The organism is Kitasatospora sp. NPDC048365 (assembly GCF_043200835.1).
In the GTDB taxonomy this organism is placed as follows: domain Bacteria; phylum Actinomycetota; class Actinomycetes; order Streptomycetales; family Streptomycetaceae; genus Kitasatospora; species Kitasatospora terrestris.
In genome coordinates this window covers 19,678-45,277 of record NZ_JBICYJ010000002.1, presented here as the reverse complement: position 1 = coordinate 45,277, position 25,600 = coordinate 19,678, and the positions used below count along the sequence as shown (strand labels likewise).

Sequence of the window (25,600 nt, the reverse complement as noted above, 5' to 3'; positions counted from 1 at the left end):
GTGGAGGACGGCAGGAGTTCCTGACTCCCACGGCGGTGAGCCGTGGTCACAGTGGCGGGACCGCGCCGGGTTTGCACCGGACTTCCTCCCTGCGCCGTCGCTGGCGGCGGGCGGACGCGCGCGACCACCCGGGCAGCATCGTACGGGGTGCGGCTGACCTGCGGCAGTGTGACCTACAGGACGGAGGCGCGCGGTCGGACCATCTGTATGCTCGCGGCCATGCCACCCACACCCGACGCCTCCGCGCCGGGCTCCGCCGTGCCCTCCCGGGAGCGGTCGGACGCCTGTCCCGGAGCCCTCCGCCTGCACCGGGCCGACGACGGGGCGCTCGCCCGCGTCCGGCTGCCCGGCGGGCTGCTGACGGTCGATCAGGTGCTCGCGCTGGCCGATGCCGCCGAGCGGCTGGGTGACGGCGCGTTGGAGACCACCTCGCGCGGCAACGTCCAGCTGCGCGGCCTGCGTTCGGACTGCGGCGCGGAACTGGCCCTGGCCCTGCGCCGCGCCGGGCTGCTGCCCTCCGACACCCACGAGCGGGTGCGCAACATCGTCGCCTCGCCGCTCGCCGGACTGGACGGACGCGGGCACGCCGACGTCCAGGCCTGGGTGCGGGAGCTGGACGCCCGGCTGTGCGCGAGCGGGTGGGCGGCCGGGCTGTCGGGCAAGTTCCTGTTCGCCCTGGACGACGGGCGCGGGGACGTCGCGGCCCTGGACGCCGATGTGACGTTGATCGCAAGGCCGGGCGGCGGCGCGCTGCTCCGGCTCGGACGGGCCACCACCGGCGAGCCCGTCGACGCGCCGGTGGACGCCGCGCTGGAGGCGGCCCGGCGGTTCCTGGAGGCGGTCGGCGGCAGCGCCTGGCACTTCCGGGAGCGGCCCGAACTGACCGGCGGGAGCGCGCCGCTGCCTGCGCCGGCCGGCGTGGTGCCCGAGCCGGGGGCGCACGCCGGCGGGCTGTCGGTGGGCGTGCGGTTCGGGCGGGCCACGGCCGCACAGTGGCGGCTGCTCGCCGCGGTGGCCGTGCAGGGCGTCCGGCTGACGCCGTGGCGCGGCGCGGTGCTGCCCGGCGCGGACGCCGGGCGGCTCGCCGAGCTGGCGGCGGGCGGGTTCACCGTCGCCGCGGGCGGCGCCTGGGACCGGGCGACCGCCTGCACCGGGCTGCCGGGCTGCGGCAAGTCGCTGGCCGACGTGCGGGCGGACGCGGCGCGGGCGCTGGACGGCGCGGCGGGCGGCGGGGCGCAGGTGTTGGGCGGTGCGGCGGGTGCGTTGCTGCCCGTGCACTGGTCCGGCTGCGAGCGGCGGTGCGGACACCCCGCCGGGCCATGGGTGGACGTGCTCGCCACCGGGCAGGGCTACCGGGTGACCGCGGCAGGAACTTCGACGGACGTGACGGACGAGCAGATGGCCGAGGCAGTCGCCGAGGCCCGGAGGAACCGATGATCGAGTACGAGAAGGACGGCGCGTCCATCTACCGCCAGTCCTTTGCCACCATCCGGGCCGAGGCCGACCTGGTGGCCCTGCCCGCCGACGTCTCGCAGGTCGCGGTCCGGATGATCCACGCCTGCGGCATGGTCGACCTGGTCGAGGACCTGGTGTACTCGCCGGGCGTGGTCGCCTCCGCCCGCAAGGCGCTGCACGCCGGTGCCCCGATCCTCTGCGACGTCAACATGGTCGCCAGCGGCGTCACGCGCAAGCGGCTGCCCGCCGACAACGAGGTGATCTGCACCCTCACCGACCCGTCCGTGCCCGAGCTGGCGCGGGCGATGGGCAACACCCGCAGCGCCGCCGCCATGGAGCTGTGGCTGCCCCGCCTGGAGGGCGCCGTGGTGGCCGTCGGCAACGCGCCGACCTCGCTGTTCCGGCTGCTGGAGATGATCGAGGCCGGCGCGCCGCGGCCGGCCGCCGTGATCGGCGTGCCGGTGGGCTTCATCGGCGCCGCCGAGTCCAAGCAGGCCCTGGCCGAACACCCGTCCGGCCTGGAGCACTTGGTGGTGCGGGGCCGCCGGGGCGGCAGCGCGATGGCCGCTGCCGCGATCAACGCGATTGCGAGTGAGGAAGAGTGACGGAGCGTCAGACCGGTCGACTGTACGGTGTCGGGTTGGGTCCGGGGGATCCGTCGCTGGTCACCGTCCGGGCCGCCGAACTCATCGGCAAGGCGGACGTCGTCGCATACCACAGCGCGCGGCACGGGCGCTCGATCGCCCGCTCGATCGCCGAGCGGTACCTGGCCGGCGGCCAGATCGAGGAGAAGCTGGTCTACCCGGTCACCGTCGAGACCACCGACCACCCCGGCGGGTACCGCGGCGCGCTGGACGAGTTCTACGAGGAGGCCGCCGCACGGCTCGCCGCCCACCTGGACGCCGGCCGCGACGTGGTGGTCCTCGCCGAGGGCGACCCGCTGTTCTACGGCTCCTACCAGCACATGCACAAGCGCCTCGCGCACCGCTACCCGACCGAGGTGGTGCCCGGCGTGACCTCCGTCAGCGCGGCCGCCGCCCGGCTCGGCGCCCCGCTGGTCGAGGCGGAGGAAGTGCTCACGATCATCCCCGGCACCCTGCCGGAGGAGGAGCTGACGGCGCGGATCGCCGCCACCGACTCCGCGGTGATCATGAAGCTCGGCCGCACCTTCCCCGCCGTCCGACGGGCCCTGGAGCGGGCCGGACGGCTGGAGGACGCGCAGTACGTCGAGCGCGCCACCATGGCCGGCGAGCGGACCGCGCCGCTCGCCGAGGTCGACCCGGAGAGCGTGCCGTACTTCTCGGTCGCCGTGCTGCCCAGCAAGGTCGCGCAGCTCAGCTGGACCGGGCAGCCGATCACCGAACCCGCCCCGGACGCCGACACGGAGGGCGACGTCGTCGTGGTCGGCACCGGCCCCGCCGGGCCGCTGTGGCTGACCCCCGAGGCGCGCGGCGCGCTCGCCCGCGCCACCGACCTCGTCGGGTACACCACGTACCTCGACCGCGTCCCGGCGCGGCCGGGCCAGGTCCGGCACGGCTCGGACAACAAGGTCGAGGCCGAGCGGGCCGAGTTCGCACTCGACCTCGCCCGGCGCGGCCGCCGCGTCGCCGTCGTCTCCTCCGGCGACCCCGGCGTCTTCGCGATGGCCACCGCCGTCCTGGAGGCCGCCTGCGCCGACCCGTACCGGTCGGTGCCGGTCCGGGTGCTGCCCGGCATGACCGCCGCGCACGCCGCCGCCTCCCGCGCCGGCGCGCCGCTCGGCCACGACTACGCCACCATCTCGCTCTCCGACCGGCTCAAGCCCTGGGACGTCATCGCGAAGCGACTGCGCGCCGCCGCCGAGGCCGACCTGGTGCTCGCCCTCTACAACCCGGGCTCCAAGTCCCGCACCACGCAGGTCGGCGCCGCCCGCGACCTGCTGCTCGAGTACCGCGCCGGGGACACTCCGGTGGTGATGGCCCGCGACGTCGGCGGCCCCACCGAGCGGATCCGCACCGTCCGCCTCGCCGACCTCGACCCCACCCAGGTCGACATGCGGACACTGCTGCTGATCGGCTCCTCGCAGACGCAGGCCGTCGCCCGCGACAACGGCACCGAGGTGGTCTGGACGCCGCGCCGCTACCCGGAGTAGACGGCCGGCGATCGGCCCGGGGCGCTGCCCCGGGCCGGCAGGCGCTTTCGGACGGTGCTTCCGGACGGGCTACTACGAGGGGGAACGATGACGGGACGTCGGACGGTGAGCCGGGCCTTCGGTGCCGCGGTGGCGGTGCCGCTCGCGCTGCTGGCGGTGGGGTGGTGGCACAGCCGGCCCGGTGGGCGGGTGCTGGTGGCGCAGACGCTGGACCGGCCGCTCGTGCTGCTGCCGGTGGCGCTCCTGCTGGCGGCGGTCGCGTGCTGCTTCGTCGAGGACCGGGGCAACCGGGCGGTGGGCCTGTTCCTGACCTGGGCGGTCGGGGCGGTGCTGGGGCTCGGGGCGTGGGGAGCTTCCGCGTTCGGCGAGCCGACCACGGTGACCCGGGAGGCGGCGCCCGACGGGGCCGACCGGACGCTGGTGGTGGTGCACCACGGGAGCCCGGGTGCCGAGGCGGAGGCGCAGTCCTGGGAGATCCAGGTCGAGAGCGGATCGGGATGGGCCGCGCGGCGGTGGACGGTCGTCGAGCTGCCCGAAAGGTTCCCCGGGGGCGGGCTGTTGGCCACGGCGCGGTGGACCGGCCCGGAGCAGTTCACGGTCACCACGGACCGCGGCGTCCGGCTGCTCTTCGGCGTGGACCCGCGGGACGGCAGGCCCACGCCGATGGGGAGCGCACCCTAGGGCACCGCTAGGGCACGTCCGCCAGGATGCGGCGGAGGGCGGCCTCGGCCGGCTCCGGGGGGAGCTGCTCGCCGGTGCGGGGGCGGAGGGCGAGGCGGCCGGTGGCCGATTCGGCGGGGCCGAGGACGGCCCGGTACGGGACGAGCCGCCCGGCGCGGACGCGGGAGCCGAGGGTGCCCTGGTCGGGCGCGGCGAGCTCGGCACGCAGGCCGAGGGCGAGGGCTTGGGACACCAGGGCTTCGGCGTCGGGGAGTTGGGCGTCGGAGAGCGGCAGCACCAGGAGCTGGACGGGGGCGAGCCAGGTGGGAAAGGCGCCGCCGTGGGTCTCGATGAGGTGGGCGACGGCGCGTTCGACGCTGCCGATCACCGCGCGGTGGACCATGACGGGCCGGTGGCGCTGCCCGTCCGGACCGATGTAGGAGAGGTCGAACCGCGCGGGCTGGTGGAAGTCGACCTGGACGGTGGAGAGGGTGGCCTCGCGGCCGGCACTGTCGACCACCTGCACGTCGATCTTCGGGCCGTAGAACGCGGCCTCGCCGTCGGCCTGTTCGTACCGGATGCCGGACTCCTCCAACACCTCGACCAGCAAGGCGTTGGCCCGGCGCCACAGTTCGGGGTCCTTGACGTACTTGCCGCCCTCGCCGGGCAGGGAGAGCCGGTAGCGGGCGGCGTCGATGCCGAGCGCCCGGTAGGCGTCCCGGATCATCCCCAGCGCGCCGCGGACCTCGTCGGCGACCTGGTCGAGCCGGCAGAAGATGTGCGCGTCGTTGAGCTGGATGGACCGGACCCGGGTCAACCCGCCGAGCACGCCGGAGAGTTCGGCTCGGAACATCGGCCCGAGCTCGGCCATCCGCAGGGGCAGCTCGCGGTAACTGCGGCCCCGGGAGCGGAAGATGACGGCGTGGTGCGGGCAGAGGCTGGGGCGCAGCACGACCTGTTCGGCGCCGAGGTCCATCGGCGGGAACATGTCCTCGCTGTAGTGCTCCCAGTGGCCGGAGATCTCGTACAGCTCGCGTTTGCCGAGCACCGGCGAGTACACGTGCCGGTAGCCGGCGCGGCGTTCGGCCTCGCGGACGTACTCCTCCAGGGCGTGCCGGACGGCGGCGCCGTCGGGCAGCCAGTAGGGCAGGCCGGCGCCGATCAGCGGGTCGGTGTCGAAGAGCCGGAGTTCGCGGCCGAGCTTGCGGTGGTCGTTCACGGTGGTCTCCCTCGGGTCGGGCGAGGGGCGGGCGACCACGGACAGCGCGAAGCCCCGGGGCCACTCGCCCCGGGGCTTCGGACAGACAGGTGTCAGCGCGCCGGGACAGTGTCCGGCGTCGTCGTCGCTGCAGCGCGCTGAAGGTTCATGCTGCCCAGGCTAGCGCCGGGGCCGGGGGGCGGCGAGGGAGTTTCGGCCGAGGGAGTTTTCAGGCGAGGGTGATCCGGATGCCGACCGTGCCGTCGTTGCCGCGGCGGACCCGGCTGCCGAGCAGGGTGAGGACGCCGAGCAGGCCGTACTTCTGGCGCAGCAGCGTGCGGTAGGCAGCGGTCCGCTCGCGGGTGCAGATCTCGGCGGTGGCGGGGACCTGGTCGCCGGTGGGGTTGCCGCGGACGTCGCAGGGACCGACGGTGACGTCGGCGCGGTTGCGGATCCGCTTGACCTTCCAGGAGTCGGCCACCGTCCACACACCGAGCGCCTCGCCGTCGCGGACCACCCACACCGGCGTGGGCACCGGGGTGCCGTCCTTGCGGAAGGTGGTGAGCAGCAGATAGCTGCCGGCGGAGAGCTGGACCAGCTGCGCGAGCCGGTCGTCGGGAGTGGCGTCCATGACGTGCAGTTTAGGCGGGGTGCGGTCAGGCCGGCTCGGGCAAGGGGAAGCTGCGGCGCATCAGGGCGTCGAAGGCGGCGTCCGGGAGCAGGCGCTTGGCGAGCATGGTGGAGCGGGCCAGCGCGCCGATCGCGTACCGGGCGCGCGGGCGGGCGGCGGTCGCGGCACGGACGATCACCTTGGTCGCGGCCTCCGCGGGGACGGCGCCGCTGCGGCGGGTGAACGCCTGGTGGGCGTACATGTCGGCGAGCCGGGTGCGGAAGGAGCCGTACGGGTCGGCGGGGTCGGCGGCCGGGTGCATGGTGCCGACCGCGGTGGCGCCGAACTCGGTGATGGTGGGCCCGGGTTGGACCACGACGACCTCGACGCCGAACGGCGCGACCTCCAGCCGCAGCGAGTCGCTGATCGCCTCCACCGCGTGCTTGCTGGCGTGGTAGAAGGCGCCGCCGGGCGGGGAGAAACGGCCCGCCATCGAGGAGATGTTGACGATCCGGCCGCGCCCCGCGCGGCGCATGCCGGGCAGCACCAGCTGGGCCATCCGGACCAGGCCGAAGACGTTGGTGTCGAACTGGGCGCGGACCTCGTCCGGGGTGGCCGACTCCACCGGCAGGTGCAGCCCGTACGCGGCGTTGTTGATCAGGACGTCGACGCTGCCGTGCGCGGCCTCGACCGCGGCGACCGCGTCGGTCATCGAGTGCTCGTCGGTGACGTCGAGCGGCAGGGTGGCGATGCCGAGCGCGGCCAGGTCGGCGAGGGTCTCGGGGCGGCGGGCGGTGGCGTACACCCGGTGGCCGAGGCCGTGCAGGGCCAGGGCGGCCTGGCGGCCCATGCCGGAGGAGCAGCCGGTGATCAGGACGGTCCGGGGCGGGGTCATCGGTCGGCCTTTCGGTGGAGGAGGTCCCAGACGGCGGCTTCGGCGCGGTCGAGGTCCTCGGCGGGGAGGGCGTCGAGGCCGCCGGCCGGGCGGGCGAGCTTCACCAGGCCGGTGAAGGCGCCGAGGGCGAGGCCGACCAGCTGCTCGGCGTCGCCGTCCCGGATCGCGCCGGCGTGCTGGCCGCGCTCGATGAAGTCGGCGGCCACCCGGTGCAGTTCGTCCGCCAGGGCGCGGCTCTCGGGGTCGAGGAAGGTGTCGTGCTGCTGGTGCTCCAGGAACACGAAGGCGTCCGGATGGGCGCTCGCGTAGCGGGTGAAGCCGCGCCAGAAGCGGGCGAACTCCTCCCGGGCGGAGCCGGTCGGGCCGCCGTCGGCGAGCGCCTCGGCGAGGGTGTCGAGCAGGGTGCGCTTGGCGTACCGGAACGCGGCGTTGCCCAGTGCCTCCTTGCTCGGGAAGTACCGGTAGATGCTGCCCACGCCGACGCCCGCGCGCTGCGCGACGGCGGGCATCTGGGTGCCCTCGTAGGTGCGCTCGGCGAACAGCGCGAGGGCGGAGTCGATCAGCAGCCGGTCCAGGTCCGGTCGTTTCGGTGCCACGGAATGAATGTTCATTCCGATGGCGGCCCGCTGTCAAGCGGCCCTAGGCTGGAGCCATGGCCCGGCTCAACGACGAGGTTGCCGCGCTGTTCCTGGAGTACGCCGACCTGCTGCTGCTGACCGGCGGCGATGCGTTCCGGGCCCGCTCGTACGAGAAGGCGGCCCGGGCGATCGGCGGGTACCCGGAGGACTTGGCGGAGCTCGACCCGGGGGGCGTGCAGGCCATCCCCGGTGTCGGGAAGTCCACCGCCGCGAAGATCGCCGAGTACGTGGCGACCGGGCACGTCGCCAAGCTGGACGCGCTGCGCGGCAAGGTCCCGCCCGGCGTCCGGGAGATCATGGCGATCCCCGGCGTCGGCCCCAAGACCGCCGCCCAGCTGCACCGCGAGCTCGGCATCGGGACGGTCGACCAGCTGCGCGAGGCCGCGGAGAAGGACGAGCTCGCGGGGCTGCCCGGCATCGGCCCGAAGACCGCCGAGAACATCCGGCACGGCATCGACCAGCTGCGCCGGTCCGCCGGCCGGGTGCTGACCGGCACCGCGCTGGAACTCGCCGAGGAGGTCGTCGCGGTGCTCTCCGCGGTGCCCGGCTGCCGCCGCTGCGGGTACGCCGGATCGTTGCGGCGGATGCGCGAGACCATCGGCGACGTGGACGTGCTGGCCACCGCCGAGGACTCCGGCCCGCTGACGGAGGCGCTGACCGGACTCGCCGGCGTGACCGAGGTGATCGCCTCGGGGCGGACCAAGACCTCCGTCCGCGCCCGGCAGGGCCTGCAGATCGACCTGCGGGTGGTGCCCGACGAGGACTGGGGTGCGGCGCTGGTCTACTTCACCGGCTCCAAGGCGCACAACATCGCGCTGCGGGCCCGCGCGGTCAAGGCCGGGCTGAAGCTCTCCGAGTACGGCCTCTTCGAGGTGGAGGGGGGCCGCAAGCTGGCCTCCGCGAGCGAGGAGGAGGTGTACGCGGCGCTCGGCCTGGACTGGGTGCCGCCGACGCTGCGCGAGGACCGCGGCGAGATCGACGCCGCGCTCGGCGGCCGCCTGCCGGCGCTGGTCCAGGAGTCGGACCTGCGCGGCGACCTGCACCTGCACACCGACCTGACCGACGGGCTCGCGCCGCTGGAGGAGATGCTCGCCGCCGCCGCGGCGCGCGGCCTGACGTACGTCGCCGTCACCGACCACGCGCCGAACCTCTCGATGCAGCGGATGACCGACGCCAAGATGCTCGCCCAGCGCGAGCGGGTCCGGGAGCTGGACCGCCACTACGGCGGGATGCGGGTGCTGCACGGCACCGAGCTGAACATCGACCGGGACGGCGGGGTCGACTGGCCGCCGGAGTTCCTGGCCGGCTTCGACCTGTGCGTCGCCTCGATCCACTCGCACTTCACCGCCGACCGCGCCACCCAGACCCGGCGCCTGGTCCGCGCCTGCGAGAACCCGTACGTGCACGTCGTCGGCCACCCCTCCACCCGGCTGCTGGGCCGGCGGCAGCCGATCGACGCCGACTGGGAGGAGGTGTACCGGGCCTGCGCCCGGACCGGCACCGTCCTGGAGGTCAACGCCTCGCCCGAACGCCTCGACCTCGCCGACAGCCGGATCCTCGCCGCCGCGCGGCACGGCGTGCTGTTCGCGATCGACACCGACGCGCACGCCGTACCGCACCTGGCCAACCTCCGGTACGGGGTGGCCACTGCGCAGCGCGGCTGGCTGACCGCCGAGCAGGTGGTCAACACCTGGTCGCTCACCCGGCTGAAGCGGCACCTGAAGGACAGCACGCGCGGCCTGCTGGGCGGCTGACGCGGCGTCGAGCGCGACCTGCGGGTCAGCCGAGCGTGGCGAGCCAGGCGAGGGCGGCCGGGACGTCCGGGGCGGTGGGCAGACCCGCCGGGGGCTCCGGGCGCTCCACCACGATCACCGGCAGCCCCAACTCGCGGGCGGCGGCCAGCTTCGGCGCGGTCGCCGCGCCGCCGCTGTCCTTCGTGACCACCACGTCGATCCGGTGCTCCCGCAGGACCGCGCGCTCGCCGTCCAGGGTGAACGGCCCGCGATCCAGCAGCACCTCCGTGCGTGCCGGCATCGGCGGCTCCGGCGCGTCCACCGAGCGGACCAGGAACGCGTGGCCGTCGAGGTCCGCGAACGCCGCCAGGCCCATCCGGCCCGTGGTGAGGAACACCCGGCGGCCCGCCGGCTCGGCGCGCAGCACCTCGGCCGCCCCGGCGAGCGAGCCGACCCGCCGCCACCGGTCCCCCTCAACCGGCACCCAGCTGGGACGACGCAGGGCGAGCAGGGGAACATGGACCTCGGCGGCCGCGACGGCCGCGTTGCGGCTGATCGTCCCGGCGAAAGGATGGGTGGCGTCGATGAGAGCGTCCACGTGCTGCTCGCGCAGCCACCCGGCCAGGCCCTCCGGGCCGCCGAAGCCGCCGATCCGCACCTCGCCCGCCGGCAGCCGCGGCTCCGCGACCCGGCCCGCGAGGGAACTCGTGACGCGGTCCGCGGGGCGGTCGGCGGCCAGCGCGCCGGCGAGGCGGCGTGCCTCGGTCGTGCCGCCGAGGATCAGGACGTGCATCGGAACTCCAGGGAGCGAACGTGGCTGAGGCCGGCGGACGGGCGGCGCAGCTGAAGAGTAGCGGGCTGCGCCACGGCTGGACGACGGGCGCCTGCGCCACGGCGGCCACCACGGCGGCGTACACCGCCCTGCTCACCGGGGACTTCCCGGACCCGGTGACCATCACCCTGCCGAAGGGCCAGCAGCCGGCGTTCGCCCTGGCGGTGGAGGCCCTGGCGGACGGGAGCGGCCCCGCCGACAGCCATGGTTCGGCTGCCGCCGGCGGCGTCGGATGGGGCGGGCCGGTGGGGGTGTCGTGGGCGATGGCCGGGGTGGTGAAGGACGCCGGGGACGATCCGGACGTGACGCACGGGGCGCTGGTGCGGGCGACGGTCTGGCACGGGGCACCGGGGAGCGGCGTGGTGTTCCGGGCGGGCCCCGGCGTGGGGACGGTGACGAAGGCGGGGTTGCCGCTGGCGGTGGGCGAGCCGGCGATCAATCCGGTGCCGCGGCAGATGATCCGCGACGCGGTCGCGGGGGTGGCGGCGCGCTGCGGCGGCACCGGCGACGTCGTGGTGCAGGTGTCGGTGGACCACGGCGAGGAGATCGCCCGCTCCACCTGGAACCCGCGCCTGGGCATCCTGGGCGGCCTGTCGATCCTGGGCACCACCGGCATCGTGGTCCCGTACTCCTGCTCGGCGTGGATCGACTCGATCCGCCGCGGCGTGGACGTGGCGCGGGCCGCGGGCCGTACGCACGTCGCGGGCTGCACCGGTTCGACGTCCGAGAAGGTGGCGGTCGCGGTGCACGGCCTGCCGGAGGACGCGCTGCTGGACATGGGCGACTTCGCGGGCGCGGTGCTGAAGTACCTCAAGCGCCACCCGGTGGACCGGCTGACCATCGCGGGCGGCTTCGCGAAGCTGTCCAAGCTCGCCGCCGGTCACCTGGACCTGCATTCGTCCCGCTCCCAGGTGGACAAGGGCTACCTGGCGGGCCTGGCCCGCACCGGTGGCGCGTCCGAGGAGCTGGTGGCGGCGGTCGCGGCGGCCAACACGGGCCTGGAGGCGGTGCAGTTGTGCGCGGCGGCGGGAGTTCCGCTGGGCGATCTGGTGGCGGAGGCCGCCCGGGCCACCGCGCTCGGCGTGCTGGTGGGCGCGCCGGTCGCGGTGGACGTGATCTGCATCGACCGGGCCGGGAACATCGTCGGCCGGGCGTAGACCCCGGGCAGCGTCAGTCGGTGACGACGGCCTGCGCGTCGATCTCCACCAGCATGGGCTCCTGCGGGAGTTCGCAGAAGATCGTGGTCCGGCAGGGCTTCACGCCGCCGGGGGCGATGTTCTCCTCGATGAACTGGGCGTAGACCTCGTTCATCAGCGGGAAGTCGGCGCGCTTGGTGAGGTAGACGCGGAACATCACCACGTCCTCGACGGTGGCGCCGCCGGCCTCGACGATCGCCTTGACGTTCTCCAGGGTGCGCCGGGTCTGCGCCTTGACGTCGCCGTGGTGCAGGTACTCGCCGGTGGCCGGGTCCTGCGGGCCCTGGCCGGAGACCTGGAGGATCGGGCCCTTGCGCACGCCCTGGGAGAACATCCAGGCGGGGGCGGGCGCGCCGTCGGTGCGGATCTCGGTCTTCTTGCTCATCTGCGGGCCTCTCAGGGGTGGTCGGGGCGGTCGGTGTGCCCGGCGTCGGCGGAGATCGCCCGGGCGGTGGTCAGCAGGCGGGGCACGAGGTCCAGCACGCGCTCGTAGGGCAGCACGACGTCCGGGACGGAGATCGACACGGCGGCCACCACCTGCCCGGTGGCGTCCCGGACGGGCGCGGCCACGCAGTTGATGAACGACTCGTGCTCGGCGTGGTCCTGGGCCCAGCCCTGCGCGGCGACGGTGTCGAGCTCGGCGAGCAGCGCGGCGGGGCCGGTGAGCGTGTTCGGGGTGTGCACGGTGTAGTCGACGGCGCGGGCGACCCGGCGGCGTTCGGCGGTGGGCAGGTCGGCGAGCAGCACCTTGGCGACGGCGGTGTTGTGCAGTCCGGCGCGCAGGCCGATCCGGGAGTACATCCGGACGGGGTGCCGGGAGTCGTACTTGTCGATGTAGACCACCTCGCCGCCCTCGTACGCGGCGAGGTGCACGGTGTGCCCGGTGGCGGCGTTGAGTTCGGCCAGGTGGGGTGCGGCGATCCGGCGGATGCCGCGCTGCTCCAGCGCGCGGCTGGAGAGGGCGAAGAGTCCGGCGCCGAGGTGGTAGCGGTAGTCGGCGTCGCGGTGGACGAAGCGCTCCTCCTCCAGCGACTGGAGCAGCCGCAGCACGGTGGTCTTGTGCACGCCGAGCAGCTCGGCCAGCTGGTCGAGCGAGCGTTCCCCCTCGCCGAGTTCGGCGAGCAGGCGCAGGGCGCGGGTGACAGTCTGACTCATGGTGTTCCTGGTGTTCCTGGTGTTCCCGGGACGGTGGAGGGTGCGGTGAGTACCGGGGACACGATGCCATCCGGGCCGACTCTGGTGCGCGCCCAGTCCGCGGGGGAGGCGGCGAGCAGCGCGGCGACCGCGGCGGGGGCGGGCAGCCGGCCCTGGTCGCCGGGGGAGGTGAGGGCGCAGGCGGCGGCCAGGTGGCCGAGGCGCAGCCGCTGCCGCTGGTCGAGGCCGCGCAGGGTGCCGGAGAGGTAGCCGGCGGCGAAGGCGTCGCCGGCGCCGGTGGGTTCGACCACGTCGACGGCAAGGGCGGGTTCGGCGACGGCGCGGCCGTCGCGGTCGAGCGCGGTGACGGCGTGGCCGGAGTCCTTGACCACCAGGGTGGCGGGGCCGGGGAAGCGCCGGCGCAGGGCGGCCGGGTCGCCGATGCCGAAGGCGGCCTCGGCCTCGTCGGCGCCCAGCAGCAGCAGGTCGGCGGCGTCGAGCAGGTCGGTGAGCAGGTGGTGGTCGAGCCCGTGCCAGAGCGCGGGCCGCCAGTTGAGGTCGAAGGAGACCGTCCGGCCGGGCCGCCGGTCGGCGAGCAGTGCGCGGACCAGGGCGAGGCAGTCGGCGGACAGCGCGGGGGTGATGCCGGTGAGGTGGAGCAGCCGGGCGCCGTCGAGCAGCCGGGCAGCGGCCGGGTCGTCGAGCAGCGCGGGGGAGAGCGCGGAGGCGGCGGATCCGCGGCGGTAGTAGTGCAGGCGGCTGCGGCCGCCGCCGAGGTCGTGCGGGTGGGCGGAGCCGCCGGTCTCCTTGAGGTAGACGCCGGTCGGGCGGTGCGGGTCGACGGCGACGGCGGAGACGTCCACGCCGTGGGCGGCGACCTCGGCGACCAGGCGGCGGCCGAAGCCGTCGGCGCCGACCCGGCTGATCCAGGCGGTGGGTACGCCGAGGGCGGCGAGCGCGCAGGCCACGTTGGACTCGGCGCCGCCGACGGCCGGGTGGAAGGCGCCCACGGCGTCGAGCGGCCCGGGCCGGTCGGGCAGCAGGACCGCCATCGACTCGCCCAGGCAGACCACCGCGGGCGTGCTCGCTGCCTGCTCCGCCATCTGCCGCGCTCCTCGCCCGTTGGTTCGCCGGTCGCCGGTTGCCGACCGTCGTTCGTTGACCGTCGTTCGGCGTGAATGCTAGAACCGTAGCAACAGCATGCGCAACGCTGGTTGCAAATATTGCAATATTGCAGGTGGAGAGGGTGATAGCTGGTGCTGGACCGGGAGAAGGTCGCGGCGCTCGCCGACGAGCGGCTGGACTGGCGGTTCAAAGCGGTGCCCGCCGCCGCGCACGGGCTGACGGTCCGCGAGTACCTGGCCGGCGGCCCGGTCCTCGACGACCTCGGCACTCCGCTGCTGACCCTGGACGCGGGCGCGCTCGCCCACAACCTGCGCACCATGGCCGCCTGGTGCGCCGACGCGGGCGTGGAGCTCACCCCGCACGGCAAGACCACCATGGCGCCCGCCCTGTGGCAGGCCCAGCTGGACGCCGGCTGCCGCGGCATCACCCTGGCCAACCTCGCCCAGCTGCGGGTCGCCCGCGCCTTCGGCGTCGGCCGGCTGCTGCTGGCCAACACCCTGCTCGACCCCGCCGGGCTGGCCTGGCTGTCCGCCGAACTGGACGCCGACCCCGGTTTCTCCTTCCTGTGCTGGGTGGACTCGGTGGACGCCGTCCGGCAGATGGACCGCGCACTGCGTGCGGCCGGCGCCGGCCGTCCGGTCGAGGTGCTGGTCGAACTCGGCGGCCCCGGCGGCCGGACCGGCGCCCGGGGTGCGGCCGCTGCCGTCGGGATCGCCGAGGCGGTCCGCGCCGCGGGCACCCTGCGGCTGGCCGGCGTCGGCGGCTACGAGGGCGCGCTCGCCCACGACGCGGGCGAGCAGGCACTGGCCACGGTCCGCGGCTACCTGCGCGAACTGGCAGCACTGCACCGCCGCCTGGCGTACGAGACCGCCGAACCGGTGGTCTCGGCGGGCGGCAGCGCCTACTTCGACACCGTGGTCGAGGAGCTCGGGCCGCTCGCCGCCCAGCTGCCCGGCACCCGGGTCGTGCTGCGTTCCGGTGCCTACCTGGTGCACGACGACGGCTTCTACCGCTCGATCTCCCCGCTCGCCCGCGGCGCCGGGCAGACCCCGCTGCGCTCCGCGATGCACGGCTGGGCGCGGGTGCTCTCCCGCCCCGAGCCGGAGCTCTCCCTGCTGGACGGCGGCAAGCGCGACTTCCCGTACGACGAGGGCCTGCCCGAACCGCAACTGGTCCGGGGTGACGGTCCGTTGAAGGGGGAGCCGGTGGTGAGCGCGGTCAACGACCAGCACGCCTTCCTGCGCGGCGCGGGCGGGCAGGCGCCGGTCGGGGCGGTGGTCCGGCTCGGGCTGTCGCACCCGTGCACCGCCTTCGACAAGTGGAACCTGATCCCGGTGCTGGACGACGCGGACGCCGAACGGCCGCGCGTGGTCGACCTGGTGCGGACCTTCTTCTGATGGCCGACCTGCTCTTCCGCGGCGCGACCGTCGTCGACGGCAGCGGCGCCGACCGCCACCGGGCCGACGTCACCGTGACCGACGGCCGGATCGAGGAGATCGGCCGCAAGTTGACGGCACGTCAGGTCGTCGATGCCGACGGCCTGGTGCTCGCCCCCGGCTTCATCGACATGCACACCCACTCCGACCTGCGGCTGCTGGTCGAACCCGAGCACCCCTCGCGGGTCACCCAGGGCATCACCTGTGAGGTGCTCGGGCAGGACGGGCTCTCCTACGCCCCCGTCGACGACGTCACCCTGCCCGCGCTGCGCCGCCAACTGGCCGGCTGGAACGGCGATCCGGACGGCTTCGACTGGAGCTGGCGCACCGTCGGCGAGTACCTGGCGAGGCTTGACGGGGGCATCGCCGTCAACGCCTGCTACCTGGTGCCGCACGGCACCCTGCGGATGCTCGCGATGGGCTGGGACAACCGCCCGCCCACCGCCGTCGAACTGGACCGGATGCGCGAACTGCTCGGCCAGGGCCTGCGCGAGGGCGCGGTCGGCATGTCCAGCGGCCTCAGCTACACCCCCGGCATGTACGCCGACACCGCGGAGCTGGCCGCGCTGTGCGCGGTGGTCGCCGCGCACGGCGGCTTCCACGCCCCCCACCAGCGCTCCTACGGCAAGGGCGCATTGGAGGGCTACGCGGAGATGGTGGAGATCTCCCGGCGCTCCGGCTGCCCGCTGCACCTCACCCACGCCACCATGAACTTCGAGGTCAACCGGGGCCGGGCCGGCGACCTGCTCGCCCTGGTCGACGCCGCGCTCGCCGAGGGCCTGGACGTCACCCTCGACAGCTACCCCTACCTGCCCGGCTCCACCAGCCTCTCCGCGCTGCTGCCCGGCTGGTCCACCGAGGGCGGGCCGGAAGCTACCCTGGCCCGGCTGGCCGACCCCGCGGCCCGGGAAAGGATCCGGTACCACCTGGAGGTCTCCGGCAGCGACGGCTGCCACGGCGTCACCGCCGACTGGACGACCGTCCAGATCTCCGGGGTGCGGGACGACGCGCTCGCCGGCACCGTCGGCCGGACCGTCGCCGAACTCGCCGCCGAGCAGGGCAGGTCCGGCACCGAGGTCTTCCTCGACCTGCTGCTCCGCGACCGGCTCGGCACCACCGTCCTGCAGCACGTCGGGCACGAGGAGAACGTCCGCGCGATCATGCGTCACCCCGCGCACACCGCGGGCAGCGACGGACTGCTGGTCGGCACCCGGCCGCACCCCCGGGCCTGGGGCACCTTCCCGCGCTACCTCGGCCACTACGGGCGGGAGTTGGGCGTCCTCACGCTGGAGCAGGCGGTCACCCGGATGACCGGCCGCCCGGCCCGGCGGCTGCGCCTGGACCGGCGCGGGCTGATCCGCCCCGGCTACCACGCCGACCTGGTGCTGTTCGACCCCGAGACGGTCGGCGACACCGCCACCTTCGACCGGCCCCGGCTGCCCGCCGCCGGTATCCGGTCGGTCCTCGTCAACGGCGTCCCGGTGGTCCGGGACGGCCGGACCACCGGCGCGCGGCCCGGCCGCGCGCTGCGCCGCACCGAACAAGGAAGCACCGCATGACCGCCCGACCGCCCCTGGACCTGCCCGCCGCACTCGCCGCCGACCCGGTGATCGCCGTGGTCCGCGCCCCCGCGATACCCGACGCCGCCGCACTCTGCGAGGCGCTCGCCGCCGGTGGCATCGGCTGGACCGAACTCACCTTCACCACCCCGGAGGTGACCCGCCACCTGGCCCGCGCCGCGCAGGCCGGGCACCGGGTCGGTGTCGGCACCGTGCTCACCGGCGACCAGGCCGACCGGGCCGTCGCCGCGGGAGCGTCCTTCCTGGTCACCCCCGGGCTGCGGCCCGCCGTCGCGGAGGCCGCCGCCGAGGCCGGGGTGCCCGCCGTCCTCGGCGCGCTCACCCCGACCGAGGTCGCCGACGCCCTCGACCTGGGCGCCGCCGCCGTGAAGATCTTCCCGGCGAAGGCCTTCGGGCCCGGCTACTTCAAGGACCTGCACGGCCCCTACCCGGGCGTCCCGCTGGTCGCCTCCGGCGGCGTCAACGCGGGCAACGCCGCGGCGTTCCTTGCCCACGGCGCGCTCGCGGTCTGCGCCGGCACCGACGTGGTACCCCCGGCCGTCGTCGCCGCGGGCGACTGGCCGGAGATCACCCGTCGCGCCGCGGCGTTCACCGCAGGGCTCAGGATCCCGTCCCAGCAGGGGAGTTGAGCCAGCGGCCGTCCTCGAACCCGTCCGGGAGCTCGTCCTCCCACGGGTCGATGCCGAGCTTCTCCAACTCGGCGAACCACCGGTCGCGCTGCGACGGCGGCAACGCGTGCCCGCACCACGGGCAGAAGGCGATACCGACCCGCGACGTGCCGCCGTCGCGCACCGGCAGCCCGTACTCGCGGAACTTCGCGCTGTACGCCACCAGCGCGTCCGGGCAGTCGTACGGGTCGTCGTGCTCGTCGCACCAGTGCTCGACCTGCGAGGTCATCCGCTCGCAGCAGTGCTCGACGCTCATCGGACGCCCTCCCGGCAGCGCTCGGTGGAGTACAGGTGGCTGTCGCGGAACTGCTCCGCCGCCAGCGTGCGCCCGACCAGGATCACCGCGGTGCGCAGCACGCCCGCCTCCTTGACCTGGCCGGCGATGTCGGCGAGGGTGCCGCGCAGCACCAGCTCGTCCGGGCGGCTGGCCATCGCCACCACCGCGGCCGGGCAGTCGGCGCCGTAGTGCGGCAGCAACTCCTCGACCACGCTGTCCACGTACCGGGCGGCCAGGTGCAGCACCAGCAGGGCGCCGCTGCGGCCGAGGGTCGCCAGGTCCTCGCCCTCCGGCATCGGGGTGGCCTGCCGGGCGACCCGGGTGAGGATCACCGTCTGGCCGACCGTCGGGACGGTCAGCTCGCGCTTCAGCGCGGCGGCCGCGGCGGCGAACGCCGGGACACCGGGCACCACCTCGTACGGGATGCCCAGCGCGTCCAGCCGGCGCATCTGCTCGGCCACCGCGCTGAACACCGACGGGTCGCCCGAGTGCAGCCGGGCCACGTCCTGGCCCTCCTCGTGGGCGCGGGCGATCTCCGCGACGATCCGGTCCAGGTCGAGGTCGGCGGTGTCCACCAACCGCGCGCCGGGCGGGCATTCGGCCAGCAGCTCGGTCGGCACCAGGCTGCCCGCGTACAGGCACACCCCGCACGCCGCCAGGGTCCGCGCCCCCCGGACCGTGATCAGGTCCGCGGCGCCGGGCCCGGCCCCGATGAAGTAGACGGTCACTCCGATTCCTCTTCTTCCTTGATCACTGACCACTGGGTGACCGGCATCGCCTGCCGCCACCCGGTGAATCCGCCGACCGGCACCGCCTGCGCGACACCCAGCCGGACCAGCTCGCCGCCGTGCCGCCGGTACCACTCGGCCAGCAGCGCCTCCGACTCCATGGTCACCGTGTTGGCGACCAGCCGGCCGCCGACCGGCAGCGCCGCCCAGCACGCCGCCAGCAGCCCCGGCGCGGTCAACCCGCCGCCGACGAACACCGCGTCCGGGGTCTCCAGACCCGCCAGCGCCCCCGGCGCCGGACCGGTCACCACCCGCAGCCGGGGCACGCCCAGTGCCCCCGCGTTGCGGGCGATCCGCTCCGCGCGCACCGGATCGCGCTCCACGCTCACCGCCCGGCAGCTGCGGTGCGCCCGCAGCCACTCGATGCCGATCGACCCCGAGCCGCCGCCGATGTCCCACAGCAGCTCGCCCGGCGCCGGCGCCAGCGCGGCCAGCGTGGCGGCCCGCACGTAGCGCTTGGTCAACTGGCCGTCGCTCTCGTACCGGTCGTCCGGCAGGCCGGGCACCAGCTGGGCGCGCGGGGTGCCGGGGGCGGCGGCGCACTCGACGGCCAGGATGTTCAGCGGGTCGCCCGGCGCGTGCGGCCAGGCCCCGGCGGTGCCCTCGCGGACGTCCTCCGCCTCGCCGCCCAACTGCTCCAGCACGCGCAGCCGGGACGGGCCGAAGCCGCGGGCCGCGAGCAGCGCCGCGACCGCGGCCGGGCCGGCGGCGTCCGCGCTCAGCACCAGCAGCCGGCGGCCCGGGTAGAGCGCGCCGTTCAGCGTCTCCGGCGGCCGGCCGACCAGCGAGACCACCTCGGTCTCCTCCACCGGCCAGCCCAGCCGGGCGCACGCGTACGACACCGAGGACGGGTGCGGCAGGACGCGAAGGCGCTCGGCGCCGACGGTCTCCGCCAGGGTCCGGCCGATGCCGTAGAACATCGGGTCGCCACTGGCCAGCACCGCGACCTTCTGCCCGGCCCGCTCGGCCAGCAGCCCGGCGACCGCCGGACGCAGCGGCGACGGCCACGGCACCCGCTCCGCCGTCACCTCGGCGGGCAGCAGCTCCAGCTGACGCGGGCCGCCGATCACCGACCCGGCCGCGAGCAGCGCCGCCCGGGACGTCTGCGCGAGGCCCGGCCAGCCGTCCGCACCGATCCCGACGACGGTGATCGCAGACTCGGACACGGGGACTCCTCGCAGGTCGGAAGGGGGCAGCGGCAGCCTACCCGCCGTTTCGCCGCCCGCCGGGTCCGCACCTGACAAACCTGTTGCCCGAGGTGTGCGAGCTTGGCCACACTGCCGGACATGACGAACTCCCGAAAGGCCCATGGCGCGTAACGCGCCGGCCCGCGTCCGCGCGGGCCTCGGCCGCCGACCCCGTCCCCACGACCGCGGAACGCGCCGCGTGGTGCCCGGCCTGTCCGGCCCGGCGCAGCGGCTGGTCGCCGCCCGCGAGGCGGCACTCGGCGAGCCGCCCGGTGCCCTGGCCGCCGCCGTCGCAGCCTGGCGTGCCGAGGCCCACCGGCGCGGCCGGCCGGCGCTCGGGCCGCCCTGCCCCTGCTGCGAGGCCGACCACGGCCGCCCGCTGATCGAACGGATGCTGCACGCGCTGCCCCGTCACGCCGCCCGCGAACTGCGCGCGGTGGTCGCCCCGCTGGACGAGGCCTACCGGGCCTCCCGGGTGCGCCGCGGCGACGAGTTCTGGTTCCTGGACGGCCCTTAAGGCTGGTAGGGGAGTTGGGGGACGTCGAAGCAGGTGGTGGTCATGTCCGGCACCTGGGTGAGCCAGCCGCCGCGGCCGTCGAAGGCGGTGTCCTGCCAGCGGGCGGCGTTGAGGCAGGCCCGGGTCGGGCCGGTCGGGCGGGGCTCGGGGGTGAACGAGGCGGGGACGATCAGGCCGTGCGCGTCGTACGGCTGCGGCCGGTCCATGAACCGCCCCACGCAGTCGCGGGTCAGCTCGCGGCCGCACGAGTCCATCGCGTCGGTCAGCCACTGGGCCGCCGCCCATCCCTCCAACTCCCAGGCGGAGAGCAGTGGTTCGCGCTCCGGATAGTAACGGGCCATCGCCTCCCGGAACTCCTTCACGGCGGGCTGTCCGACGTCCTCGTAGTTGCGCGAGGAGGAGGTCGCCCACAGGGAGTTCCGGCAGTCGGGCGAGTCCCGGTAGGCGGTGCGCGCGGTCGCGGACCAGTTCTGCACGTTGGTCACCTTGGCGGTGAGCCGTACGTCCGCCGCGTCCAGCGCCTGGCAGAGCGCCGCGTTGCCCCGGGTGTCCATCGAGTCCAGCAGCAGCTCGGTGCCGTCGGCCTTCATCGCGGCGGCCACCGCCTGGAAGTTGGGCAGCGCCAGGTCGACGCTCTGACTGAGCACCCGGAACCCCTCCGCCTGCAGGCCCTGCTCCAACTGCTTCGCGTAGCGCGCCGAATCGGCCTGGTTGTAGGAGACGACGGCCGCGCTGCGGGCCCCCAGCCGCTCCTTGAAGAAGCGGTACACCTCGGTCGACTGGTACAGCGTGCCGTTCCAGCCGACCGAGCGGCCGTCGCGCGGCGCGCTGCTGCCGTAGATGCTGTAGAGGTGCGGCCAGCGGTCGTACGCCGTGCCGATCGGCTGCCCGCCGATGTCGGGCACGCCCTTGCCGCTGACGTACGGCGCGCCCGCGTAGTCCAGCACGCTGCCGGCCACCAGGGCGAAGACCTGCTCGCGGTCGATCAGCCGGTGCACGCAGTCCTGGTTGCCGATGCCGCTGCCGCCGTCGTCGCAGGTCACCACCTTCACGGTCCGCCCGTGCAGGCCGCCCCGGTCGTCGAGGGACCGGAGGAAGGCCTGGGCGCCGAAGCGCGGACCCGAGAAGGTCTCGCTGCCGACCGGTGAGGTGAGCGAGGTGATGATGCCGATCCGGATCTCGCCCGCCGTCACGCCGGTGTCGGTGGACCCGCCGGACTGCGGGCTGCCCGGGGGCGCGGTGAAGTCGCTCTCGGGCAGCCGGCTGCCGCAGCCCGCGAGGGCGAGCAGCACCCCGGCGAGGGCGGCCGCGCGACGGCGCCGCCGCCGTCCGACCGCCCTCGCGGGGCCGCTGCGGTAGGTCAACTGCAGCCGGGGACCGCGGTGTTGCCGCTCTGCTGGACCAGGCCGCAGAGCGTCGACCGGGAGACCTTCCAGACGCCGCTGTCCAGCACCGCCTGGCCGGTGGCGTCCGGCTGCACCACGTTGCCCTGGATCGAGAGCTGGTACGTCACGGTCGCCTCGGTCGCCGAGGTGAAGGCGACGTCGGTGACCTTCGCCTGCACCTGGCCGACCCGCGGGTCGGAGGCGAAGCCCTGCAGCACCGGGGCCAGCTGGTCGCCGCCCTGGAGCAGCGCCGCCTTGTCGTCCAGCGAGGTGTCCGGGCTGAAGAACTTCTCCCAGTTCGTGGTGATCTCCGCCTTCGCCGCCGCCGGATCGGCCGGGGCGCTGCCGCTCGGCGAGGCGGCCGCGGTGCCGGAGGCCGGGGCCGAGGCGCTGGTCGCGGCGGCGGTGGGGGTCGGGGAGGAGGAGGTGCTGCTGCCGCTGCTGCTGCACGCGGCGGCCAGCAGGACGGCCAGCACCGCACCGGTCAGCCGGACGGCGGCACCCTTCCGGGTCGGGCGGCCCGGTCGGCGGAGCCTGTCCGGGTAGGTCGGCGGGCCGGTCACGGGCCCGCGGGACTGATCACTGCGAGTGGTGGACATGCGTGGTCACCGCGTCTCTTCCCGACCGGCGGGCGTTCTGCCCCCGTGGCCCCGGTCGCTCGGTTGGTCTGGCTGATCGGTCGTGCTGCGGCGGTTCTGCGGCACCGCGCGTGGGACCATGAAGGACGATATACGGGCGAATCGCAAGATTTGCGACAAAACGGATGTGGCGGTCCCCGAGCAGGGCGGAGTGACGACCCATGAACCGCTTGCGGGAGGCACTGCGGCAGTCGCCCGGATGGTTCGTCCTGGCGGCGGGCGCGGTCCTGTGCGTCCTCGGCTGGTACGGCGTCTCCGGCGAACGGCTGGCCGCCCGTCAGCTGCCCTACCTCGCCTCCGCCACCGTCCCTGGTGCCGCGCTGCTGGTCGGCGGGGCGGTCTTGCTCGCCGCCCGGCTCCCCGGCCGCGGGGCCGCCGACCGGCGGATGGACCAGCTGTTCGCCCTGCTCGTCGGCGAGGCGCTGGCGGACGGCGAGAGCGCGGAGGCGGCCGGCGGGCCACCGGTCGCCGTGCCCGACGGCACGCTCTACCACCGCGCCGACTGCCCGCTGGTGGCGGGCAAGGCGCACGCCCGGCCGGTCGACGCGGAGACGGTGGGGGAGCGGGGGCTCGGGGCGTGCCCGGTCTGCGAGCCGGCTCCGCCGGAGGGTGGCGGCGGTGCGGGGGACGGCACGGCCGGCGGTGCGGAGGGTGGCGGGCCGATGGGTGGCGGGTCGGTGGGTGGCGGTACGGCGGGTGGCGGTGCAGCGGGGGCCGGCGGTGCGGCGGGTGGCGGGCCGGTGGGTGGGGGTGGGGGCTGAGTGGGCGGGGGGCTGGGGCTGACGTTCGATCTGGGGCTGGCCGGGCTCGCCATCGGCAGCGCGGCCGCGCTGAGCGGCGTCGGCCTGGTGGTCACCCACCGGGCGACCGGCGTGCTCAACCTCGCGCAGGGCGCGCAGGCGATGGCCACCGCGTACCTGCTGCGCGAACTGGTCGTTGTCCGGCACTGGCCGCTCGCGCTCGCCGCCGCGTTCTGCCTGCTGCTGGCCGCGCCCGCGTTCGGCGTCCTGCTCGACCTGGCGGTGTTCCGTCCGCTCCAGCGGCGGGGCGCCGGCCCCGCCGAGACGATGGTCGCGAGCATCGGCGTGTTCGTGCTGCTGATCGGCGCCGCCGTGCTGATCTGGGGCACCGCCCCGTACGGTGACGCGCCCGCGCTGGTGCCCGGCACTCCGCTCGCCCACCCGTTCGGGCACGTGCTGCGGCTGGACACCGTCCTGCAGCTCGGCGCGGTGCTGGCCTTGGCGGCGGCCGTCGGCCTGGTCGGGCGGTACACCCGTTTCGGGCTGCGGCTGCGGGCGGTCGTCGACAACCGGGGCCTCGCCCAGCTGAGCGGAGTCGACGCCGACCGGATCTCCTCCGCCGGGTGGGCGTTCGGCTCCTTCGCCGCCGGACTGGTCGGCGTCCTGCTGGCGCCGTCCCTGCTGCTCGACCCGTACGGGCTGCCGCTGCTGGTGATGGAGACGATGGCCGTCGCCGTGGCCGCCCGGCTGCGCTCGCTGCCGGTCGCCGTCGCCACCGGCCTGGCGCTCGGCGTCGCCCAGAGCGAACTCCTCCGGCTCCGCCCCGCCGGGCAGCTGCTGCCGCTCGCCCAGGCGCTGCAGGCCAACCTGTTCGTGGTCGCGCTGCTGGTCGCCGCCCTACTGCCGTGGGCCCGCGGCACCGACGACACCGGGCTCGCCCTCGGCCCGGGCCGGGCCGGCGACCGGCGCGGGGCGGCGGTGGTGCGGACCGTGTGCGCGGTGCTGGTGCTCCTGCCGCTCGGCTTCCGCGCCGACGACCTGCGGCACGCGCTGCTGGTGCCCGCACTCGCCCTGGTCCTGCTGTCGATCGTGGTCGTCACCGGCTACGGCGGGCAGATCTCGCTCGGGCAGGCCGGGTACGCGGGGCTCGGGGCGCTCGGCACCGCCCTGCTGATGTCGGGAAAGGTCCCCGGCCTCCCGCCGATGGCCGCACCCGCCGCTCTGCTGCTCGCGGTCGCCGTGACCGTGCCGCTCGGCCTGCTCACCGGCTGGCCAGCCATCCGGCGCCGGGGCCTGGCCCTCGCCCTGGTCACCTTCGCGGTCGGCACGGCCCTCAGCCGGCTGGTGTTCAACCAGCCGTACGCCACGACCGGACTCCTCGTCGCCCGGGACGGCCTGCCGCGCGGCGACCGGGGCTTCTACGCCGTCGAACTGCTGCTGCTCGCCGCCGGCCTGCTGCTCGTCCGCAACCTGCACCGGGGCTCGCTCGGACGGGCCCTCGCCGCGATGCGCGACCAGCAGGCGGGCGCCTCCGCGGCCGGCGTCGACGTGCCCCGGCTGAAGCTCCTGGTCTTCATGGCCGGCGCCGGCCTCGCCGCCCTCGGCGGCGGGCTGATGGCGCTCGGCGGGCAGGCCTTCGACCCCACCGCCTTCGACCCGGTGCAAGGTCTGCTCTGGTTCGCCACCGTGGTCGTCGCCGGCGCGGACAGCGCGGTCGGTGCGGTCCTCGCCGCCGCCCTGCTGGTCGGCCTCGACGCGGGCACGGCGGCCGGCATCTCCGCGGTGGTGGTCGGCGCGCTCGCCACCGCCATCGGACGGCTGCCGGGCGGCCTCGCCGGCGTCGCCGCCCGGTGGGGCTCCCGCACCCGGCCGGTGGCGGTCCGGCTGACACCGCTCGGCCAGCGGGTCCGCGGCCGGCTCCGGGACCGGGACGGTGCGGGCGGTCGGGGCCTGGACCGGGATCGGGACCGGGCCGTGGGGAGGGCACGATGACCGGCGCGGGCGGGTTGGAGGCACGCGGGGTGGTACGGCGGTACGGCGGCATCACCGCCGTCGACGCGGTCGACCTCGCCGCGCCGCCCGGCCGGATCACCGCGCTGATCGGGCCGAACGGTGCGGGCAAGAGCACCCTCTTCGACTGCCTGGCCGGCACCGTCCGGCCCGACGCCGGCCGGGTGCTGCTCGCCGGACGGGACGTCACCGCGCTGCCCGACCACGCCCGCGCCCGGCTCGGACTGCTGCGGACCTTCCAGCAGATCGCCGCGTTCCAGAGCCTCACCGTGGCCGAGAACGTCCGGATCGGGGCCGAACAGGTCCACGGCGGACTCGCGCGCGGCCTGCTCGGGCTGCCGCCGGGGGAAGGGCGACGGCGGACGGTACGGGAGAACACCGAGCGGGCGCTGCGCCTCCTCGACCTGCGGCCGGTCCGGGACCGGCCCGCCGACCGGCTGCCGACCGGCGCACTGCGCCTGCTCGAACTCGCCCGGGCCCTCGCCGCCGCCCCGCACGTCCTGCTCCTGGACGAGCCGGCCGCCGGCCTCGACCAGGAGCAGACGGTACGGCTCACCGGCGTCCTGCGCGCCCTGGCGGCCGAAGGCACCGCGCTGCTCGTCGTCGAGCACGACGTCGACCTGGTGGCCGAACTCGCCGACACCGTCTACGTGATGGCCGCCGGCAAGGTGGTCGCGCACGGCCCGGCCGCGCAGGTCCTGGCCGACCCGGGGGTGACCGCGGCGTGGGGCGCGGCATGACCGGCCGGTGGGCGGGCGGGACCGCGG

Annotated in this window: 25 protein-coding genes, 1 pseudogene and 1 riboswitch; of the genes and pseudogenes, 13 read left to right on the top strand and 13 right to left on the bottom strand. The window is 75.5% G+C overall.

All coding sequences use genetic code 11. The features are described from left to right. Nucleotides 1-14: 14 nt before the first annotated feature. Nucleotides 15-88: riboswitch (cobalamin riboswitch) on the bottom strand. 131 nt (nucleotides 89-219) lie between these two features. The 4 genes from ACGFX4_RS02000 to ACGFX4_RS01985 all read left to right on the top strand — a co-directional run bounded on the left by ACGFX4_RS02000 (nucleotide 220) and on the right by ACGFX4_RS01985 (nucleotide 4,267). Beyond that, nucleotides 220-1,437, top strand: coding sequence for a hypothetical protein (locus ACGFX4_RS02000; RefSeq protein WP_393069416.1), 1,218 nt, complete (start codon nucleotides 220-222; stop codon nucleotides 1,435-1,437). Then, nucleotides 1,434-2,060 (top strand): precorrin-8X methylmutase, encoded by a 627-nt coding sequence (locus ACGFX4_RS01995; protein WP_345699989.1) that lies wholly within the window; start codon nucleotides 1,434-1,436, stop codon nucleotides 2,058-2,060. Before ACGFX4_RS02000 ends, ACGFX4_RS01995 begins: the two co-directional genes overlap by 4 nt. Then, the gene (locus tag ACGFX4_RS01990) at nucleotides 2,057-3,586 is read left to right on the top strand and encodes a precorrin-2 C(20)-methyltransferase (protein ID WP_393069415.1); all 1,530 of its coding nucleotides are present in this window, start codon (nucleotides 2,057-2,059) and stop codon (nucleotides 3,584-3,586) included. The genes ACGFX4_RS01995 and ACGFX4_RS01990 overlap by 4 nt, the downstream gene beginning before the upstream one ends. 87 nt (nucleotides 3,587-3,673) lie before the next feature. After that, nucleotides 3,674-4,267: a hypothetical protein gene (locus ACGFX4_RS01985; protein ID WP_393069413.1), complete on the top strand. Its 594-nt coding sequence runs from the start codon at nucleotides 3,674-3,676 to the stop codon at nucleotides 4,265-4,267. A gap of 7 nt (nucleotides 4,268-4,274) precedes the next feature. Here ACGFX4_RS01985 and thrS read toward each other — a convergent pair whose 3' ends face one another. From thrS to ACGFX4_RS01965, 4 genes are all read right to left on the bottom strand, one after another. Next, nucleotides 4,275-5,465, bottom strand: coding sequence for a threonine--tRNA ligase (gene thrS, locus ACGFX4_RS01980; RefSeq protein ID WP_393069411.1), 1,191 nt, complete (start codon nucleotides 5,463-5,465; stop codon nucleotides 4,275-4,277). Between the two features lie 208 nt (nucleotides 5,466-5,673). Next, nucleotides 5,674-6,075 carry a PPOX class F420-dependent oxidoreductase gene (locus tag ACGFX4_RS01975; RefSeq protein WP_393069409.1) on the bottom strand — a complete coding sequence of 134 codons (402 nt, stop codon included), beginning with the start codon at nucleotides 6,073-6,075 and terminating at the stop codon, nucleotides 5,674-5,676. A gap of 25 nt (nucleotides 6,076-6,100) precedes the next feature. Then, the gene (locus tag ACGFX4_RS01970; protein ID WP_393069407.1) at nucleotides 6,101-6,949 is read right to left on the bottom strand and encodes an SDR family NAD(P)-dependent oxidoreductase; all 849 of its coding nucleotides are present in this window, start codon (nucleotides 6,947-6,949) and stop codon (nucleotides 6,101-6,103) included. After that, entirely contained in the window at nucleotides 6,946-7,545 is a 600-nt protein-coding gene (locus ACGFX4_RS01965; RefSeq protein ID WP_393069405.1) for a TetR/AcrR family transcriptional regulator, read from the bottom strand. Before ACGFX4_RS01965 ends, ACGFX4_RS01970 begins: the two co-directional genes overlap by 4 nt. A 56-nt stretch (nucleotides 7,546-7,601) precedes the next feature. Between ACGFX4_RS01965 and polX the strand changes: the two genes are divergently transcribed. Beyond that, nucleotides 7,602-9,341, top strand: coding sequence for a DNA polymerase/3'-5' exonuclease PolX (gene polX, locus ACGFX4_RS01960; RefSeq protein WP_393069403.1), 1,740 nt, complete (start codon nucleotides 7,602-7,604; stop codon nucleotides 9,339-9,341). A 25-nt stretch (nucleotides 9,342-9,366) separates the two neighbouring features. Here the strand turns inward: polX and ACGFX4_RS01955 are convergent, their stop codons facing one another. Continuing rightward, the gene (locus ACGFX4_RS01955) at nucleotides 9,367-10,113 is read right to left on the bottom strand and encodes a cobalt-precorrin-6A reductase (protein ID WP_393069401.1); all 747 of its coding nucleotides are present in this window, start codon (nucleotides 10,111-10,113) and stop codon (nucleotides 9,367-9,369) included. Nucleotides 10,114-10,133: 20 nt separating this feature from the next. On the opposite strand from ACGFX4_RS01955, the gene ACGFX4_RS01950 reads away from it, so the two are divergent. Beyond that, on the top strand, nucleotides 10,134-11,309 hold the full coding sequence (locus ACGFX4_RS01950) for a cobalt-precorrin-5B (C(1))-methyltransferase (RefSeq protein ID WP_393069399.1): 1,176 nt from the start codon (nucleotides 10,134-10,136) through the stop codon (nucleotides 11,307-11,309). Nucleotides 11,310-11,322: 13 nt separating this feature from the next. Here the strand turns inward: ACGFX4_RS01950 and ACGFX4_RS01945 are convergent, their stop codons facing one another. Genes ACGFX4_RS01945 through ACGFX4_RS01935 form a run of 3 tightly spaced genes read right to left on the bottom strand, consistent with a single transcriptional unit; the run spans nucleotide 11,323 to nucleotide 13,585 of the window. Continuing rightward, nucleotides 11,323-11,733 (bottom strand): RidA family protein, encoded by a 411-nt coding sequence (locus tag ACGFX4_RS01945; RefSeq protein ID WP_393069397.1) that lies wholly within the window; start codon nucleotides 11,731-11,733, stop codon nucleotides 11,323-11,325. 11 nt (nucleotides 11,734-11,744) lie between these two features. Continuing rightward, the gene (locus ACGFX4_RS01940; RefSeq protein ID WP_393069395.1) at nucleotides 11,745-12,503 is read right to left on the bottom strand and encodes an IclR family transcriptional regulator; all 759 of its coding nucleotides are present in this window, start codon (nucleotides 12,501-12,503) and stop codon (nucleotides 11,745-11,747) included. Further along, the gene (locus ACGFX4_RS01935) at nucleotides 12,500-13,585 is read right to left on the bottom strand and encodes a sugar kinase (RefSeq protein ID WP_393069393.1); all 1,086 of its coding nucleotides are present in this window, start codon (nucleotides 13,583-13,585) and stop codon (nucleotides 12,500-12,502) included. Before ACGFX4_RS01935 ends, ACGFX4_RS01940 begins: the two co-directional genes overlap by 4 nt. A gap of 153 nt (nucleotides 13,586-13,738) precedes the next feature. Here ACGFX4_RS01935 and ACGFX4_RS01930 point away from each other — a divergent pair, with 153 nt between their 5' ends. From ACGFX4_RS01930 to ACGFX4_RS01920, 3 genes are read left to right on the top strand one after another with little or no spacing between them, the layout of a single operon-like run. After that, a complete protein-coding gene (locus ACGFX4_RS01930; RefSeq protein WP_393069392.1) occupies nucleotides 13,739-15,004 on the top strand; it encodes an amino acid deaminase in 1,266 nt (421 codons plus the stop codon). Next, on the top strand, nucleotides 15,004-16,602 hold the full coding sequence (locus tag ACGFX4_RS01925) for an amidohydrolase family protein (protein ID WP_393069390.1): 1,599 nt from the start codon (nucleotides 15,004-15,006) through the stop codon (nucleotides 16,600-16,602). Before ACGFX4_RS01930 ends, ACGFX4_RS01925 begins: the two co-directional genes overlap by 1 nt. Next, nucleotides 16,599-17,252 (top strand): bifunctional 4-hydroxy-2-oxoglutarate aldolase/2-dehydro-3-deoxy-phosphogluconate aldolase, encoded by a 654-nt coding sequence (locus tag ACGFX4_RS01920; RefSeq protein ID WP_393069388.1) that lies wholly within the window; start codon nucleotides 16,599-16,601, stop codon nucleotides 17,250-17,252. The genes ACGFX4_RS01925 and ACGFX4_RS01920 overlap by 4 nt, the downstream gene beginning before the upstream one ends. Here the strand turns inward: ACGFX4_RS01920 and ACGFX4_RS01915 are convergent. Genes ACGFX4_RS01915 through cbiE form a run of 3 tightly spaced genes read right to left on the bottom strand, consistent with a single transcriptional unit; the run spans nucleotide 17,224 to nucleotide 19,522 of the window. Further along, nucleotides 17,224-17,547 (bottom strand): DUF6980 family protein, encoded by a 324-nt coding sequence (locus ACGFX4_RS01915; protein ID WP_393069386.1) that lies wholly within the window; start codon nucleotides 17,545-17,547, stop codon nucleotides 17,224-17,226. The two genes, ACGFX4_RS01920 and ACGFX4_RS01915, sit on opposite strands and share 29 nt — an antisense overlap. Next, the gene (gene cobM / locus ACGFX4_RS01910; RefSeq protein WP_393069384.1) at nucleotides 17,544-18,296 is read right to left on the bottom strand and encodes a precorrin-4 C(11)-methyltransferase; all 753 of its coding nucleotides are present in this window, start codon (nucleotides 18,294-18,296) and stop codon (nucleotides 17,544-17,546) included. Before cobM ends, ACGFX4_RS01915 begins: the two co-directional genes overlap by 4 nt. Next, nucleotides 18,293-19,522, bottom strand: a complete 1,230-nt coding sequence (gene cbiE / locus ACGFX4_RS01905) for a precorrin-6y C5,15-methyltransferase (decarboxylating) subunit CbiE (RefSeq protein ID WP_393069382.1) — start codon at nucleotides 19,520-19,522, stop codon at nucleotides 18,293-18,295. The genes cobM and cbiE overlap by 4 nt, the downstream gene beginning before the upstream one ends. 142 nt (nucleotides 19,523-19,664) lie before the next feature. Here cbiE and ACGFX4_RS01900 point away from each other — a divergent pair, with 142 nt between their 5' ends. Further along, nucleotides 19,665-20,060: a hypothetical protein gene (locus tag ACGFX4_RS01900; protein WP_393069380.1), complete on the top strand. Its 396-nt coding sequence runs from the start codon at nucleotides 19,665-19,667 to the stop codon at nucleotides 20,058-20,060. Here ACGFX4_RS01900 and ACGFX4_RS01895 read toward each other — a convergent pair. Beyond that, on the bottom strand, nucleotides 20,057-21,424 hold the full coding sequence (locus ACGFX4_RS01895) for an ABC transporter substrate-binding protein (protein WP_393069378.1): 1,368 nt from the start codon (nucleotides 21,422-21,424) through the stop codon (nucleotides 20,057-20,059). The genes ACGFX4_RS01900 and ACGFX4_RS01895 overlap by 4 nt on opposite strands. Further along, nucleotides 21,421-22,044: a hypothetical protein gene (locus ACGFX4_RS01890; RefSeq protein WP_393069376.1), complete on the bottom strand. Its 624-nt coding sequence runs from the start codon at nucleotides 22,042-22,044 to the stop codon at nucleotides 21,421-21,423. The genes ACGFX4_RS01895 and ACGFX4_RS01890 overlap by 4 nt, the downstream gene beginning before the upstream one ends. Before the next feature lie 200 nt (nucleotides 22,045-22,244). On the opposite strand from ACGFX4_RS01890, the pseudogene ACGFX4_RS01885 reads away from it, so the two are divergent. The 3 genes and pseudogenes from ACGFX4_RS01885 to ACGFX4_RS01875 form a co-directional block, all read left to right on the top strand. Beyond that, nucleotides 22,245-22,682: pseudogene (locus tag ACGFX4_RS01885) on the top strand (hypothetical protein); the annotation flags it as partial. A 162-nt stretch (nucleotides 22,683-22,844) separates the two neighbouring features. Then, nucleotides 22,845-24,815 carry an ABC transporter permease gene (locus ACGFX4_RS01880; RefSeq protein ID WP_393069375.1) on the top strand — a complete coding sequence of 657 codons (1,971 nt, stop codon included), beginning with the start codon at nucleotides 22,845-22,847 and terminating at the stop codon, nucleotides 24,813-24,815. Then, on the top strand, nucleotides 24,812-25,573 hold the full coding sequence (locus ACGFX4_RS01875; protein ID WP_393069374.1) for an ABC transporter ATP-binding protein: 762 nt from the start codon (nucleotides 24,812-24,814) through the stop codon (nucleotides 25,571-25,573). Before ACGFX4_RS01880 ends, ACGFX4_RS01875 begins: the two co-directional genes overlap by 4 nt. Nucleotides 25,574-25,600: the final 27 nt, after the last annotated feature.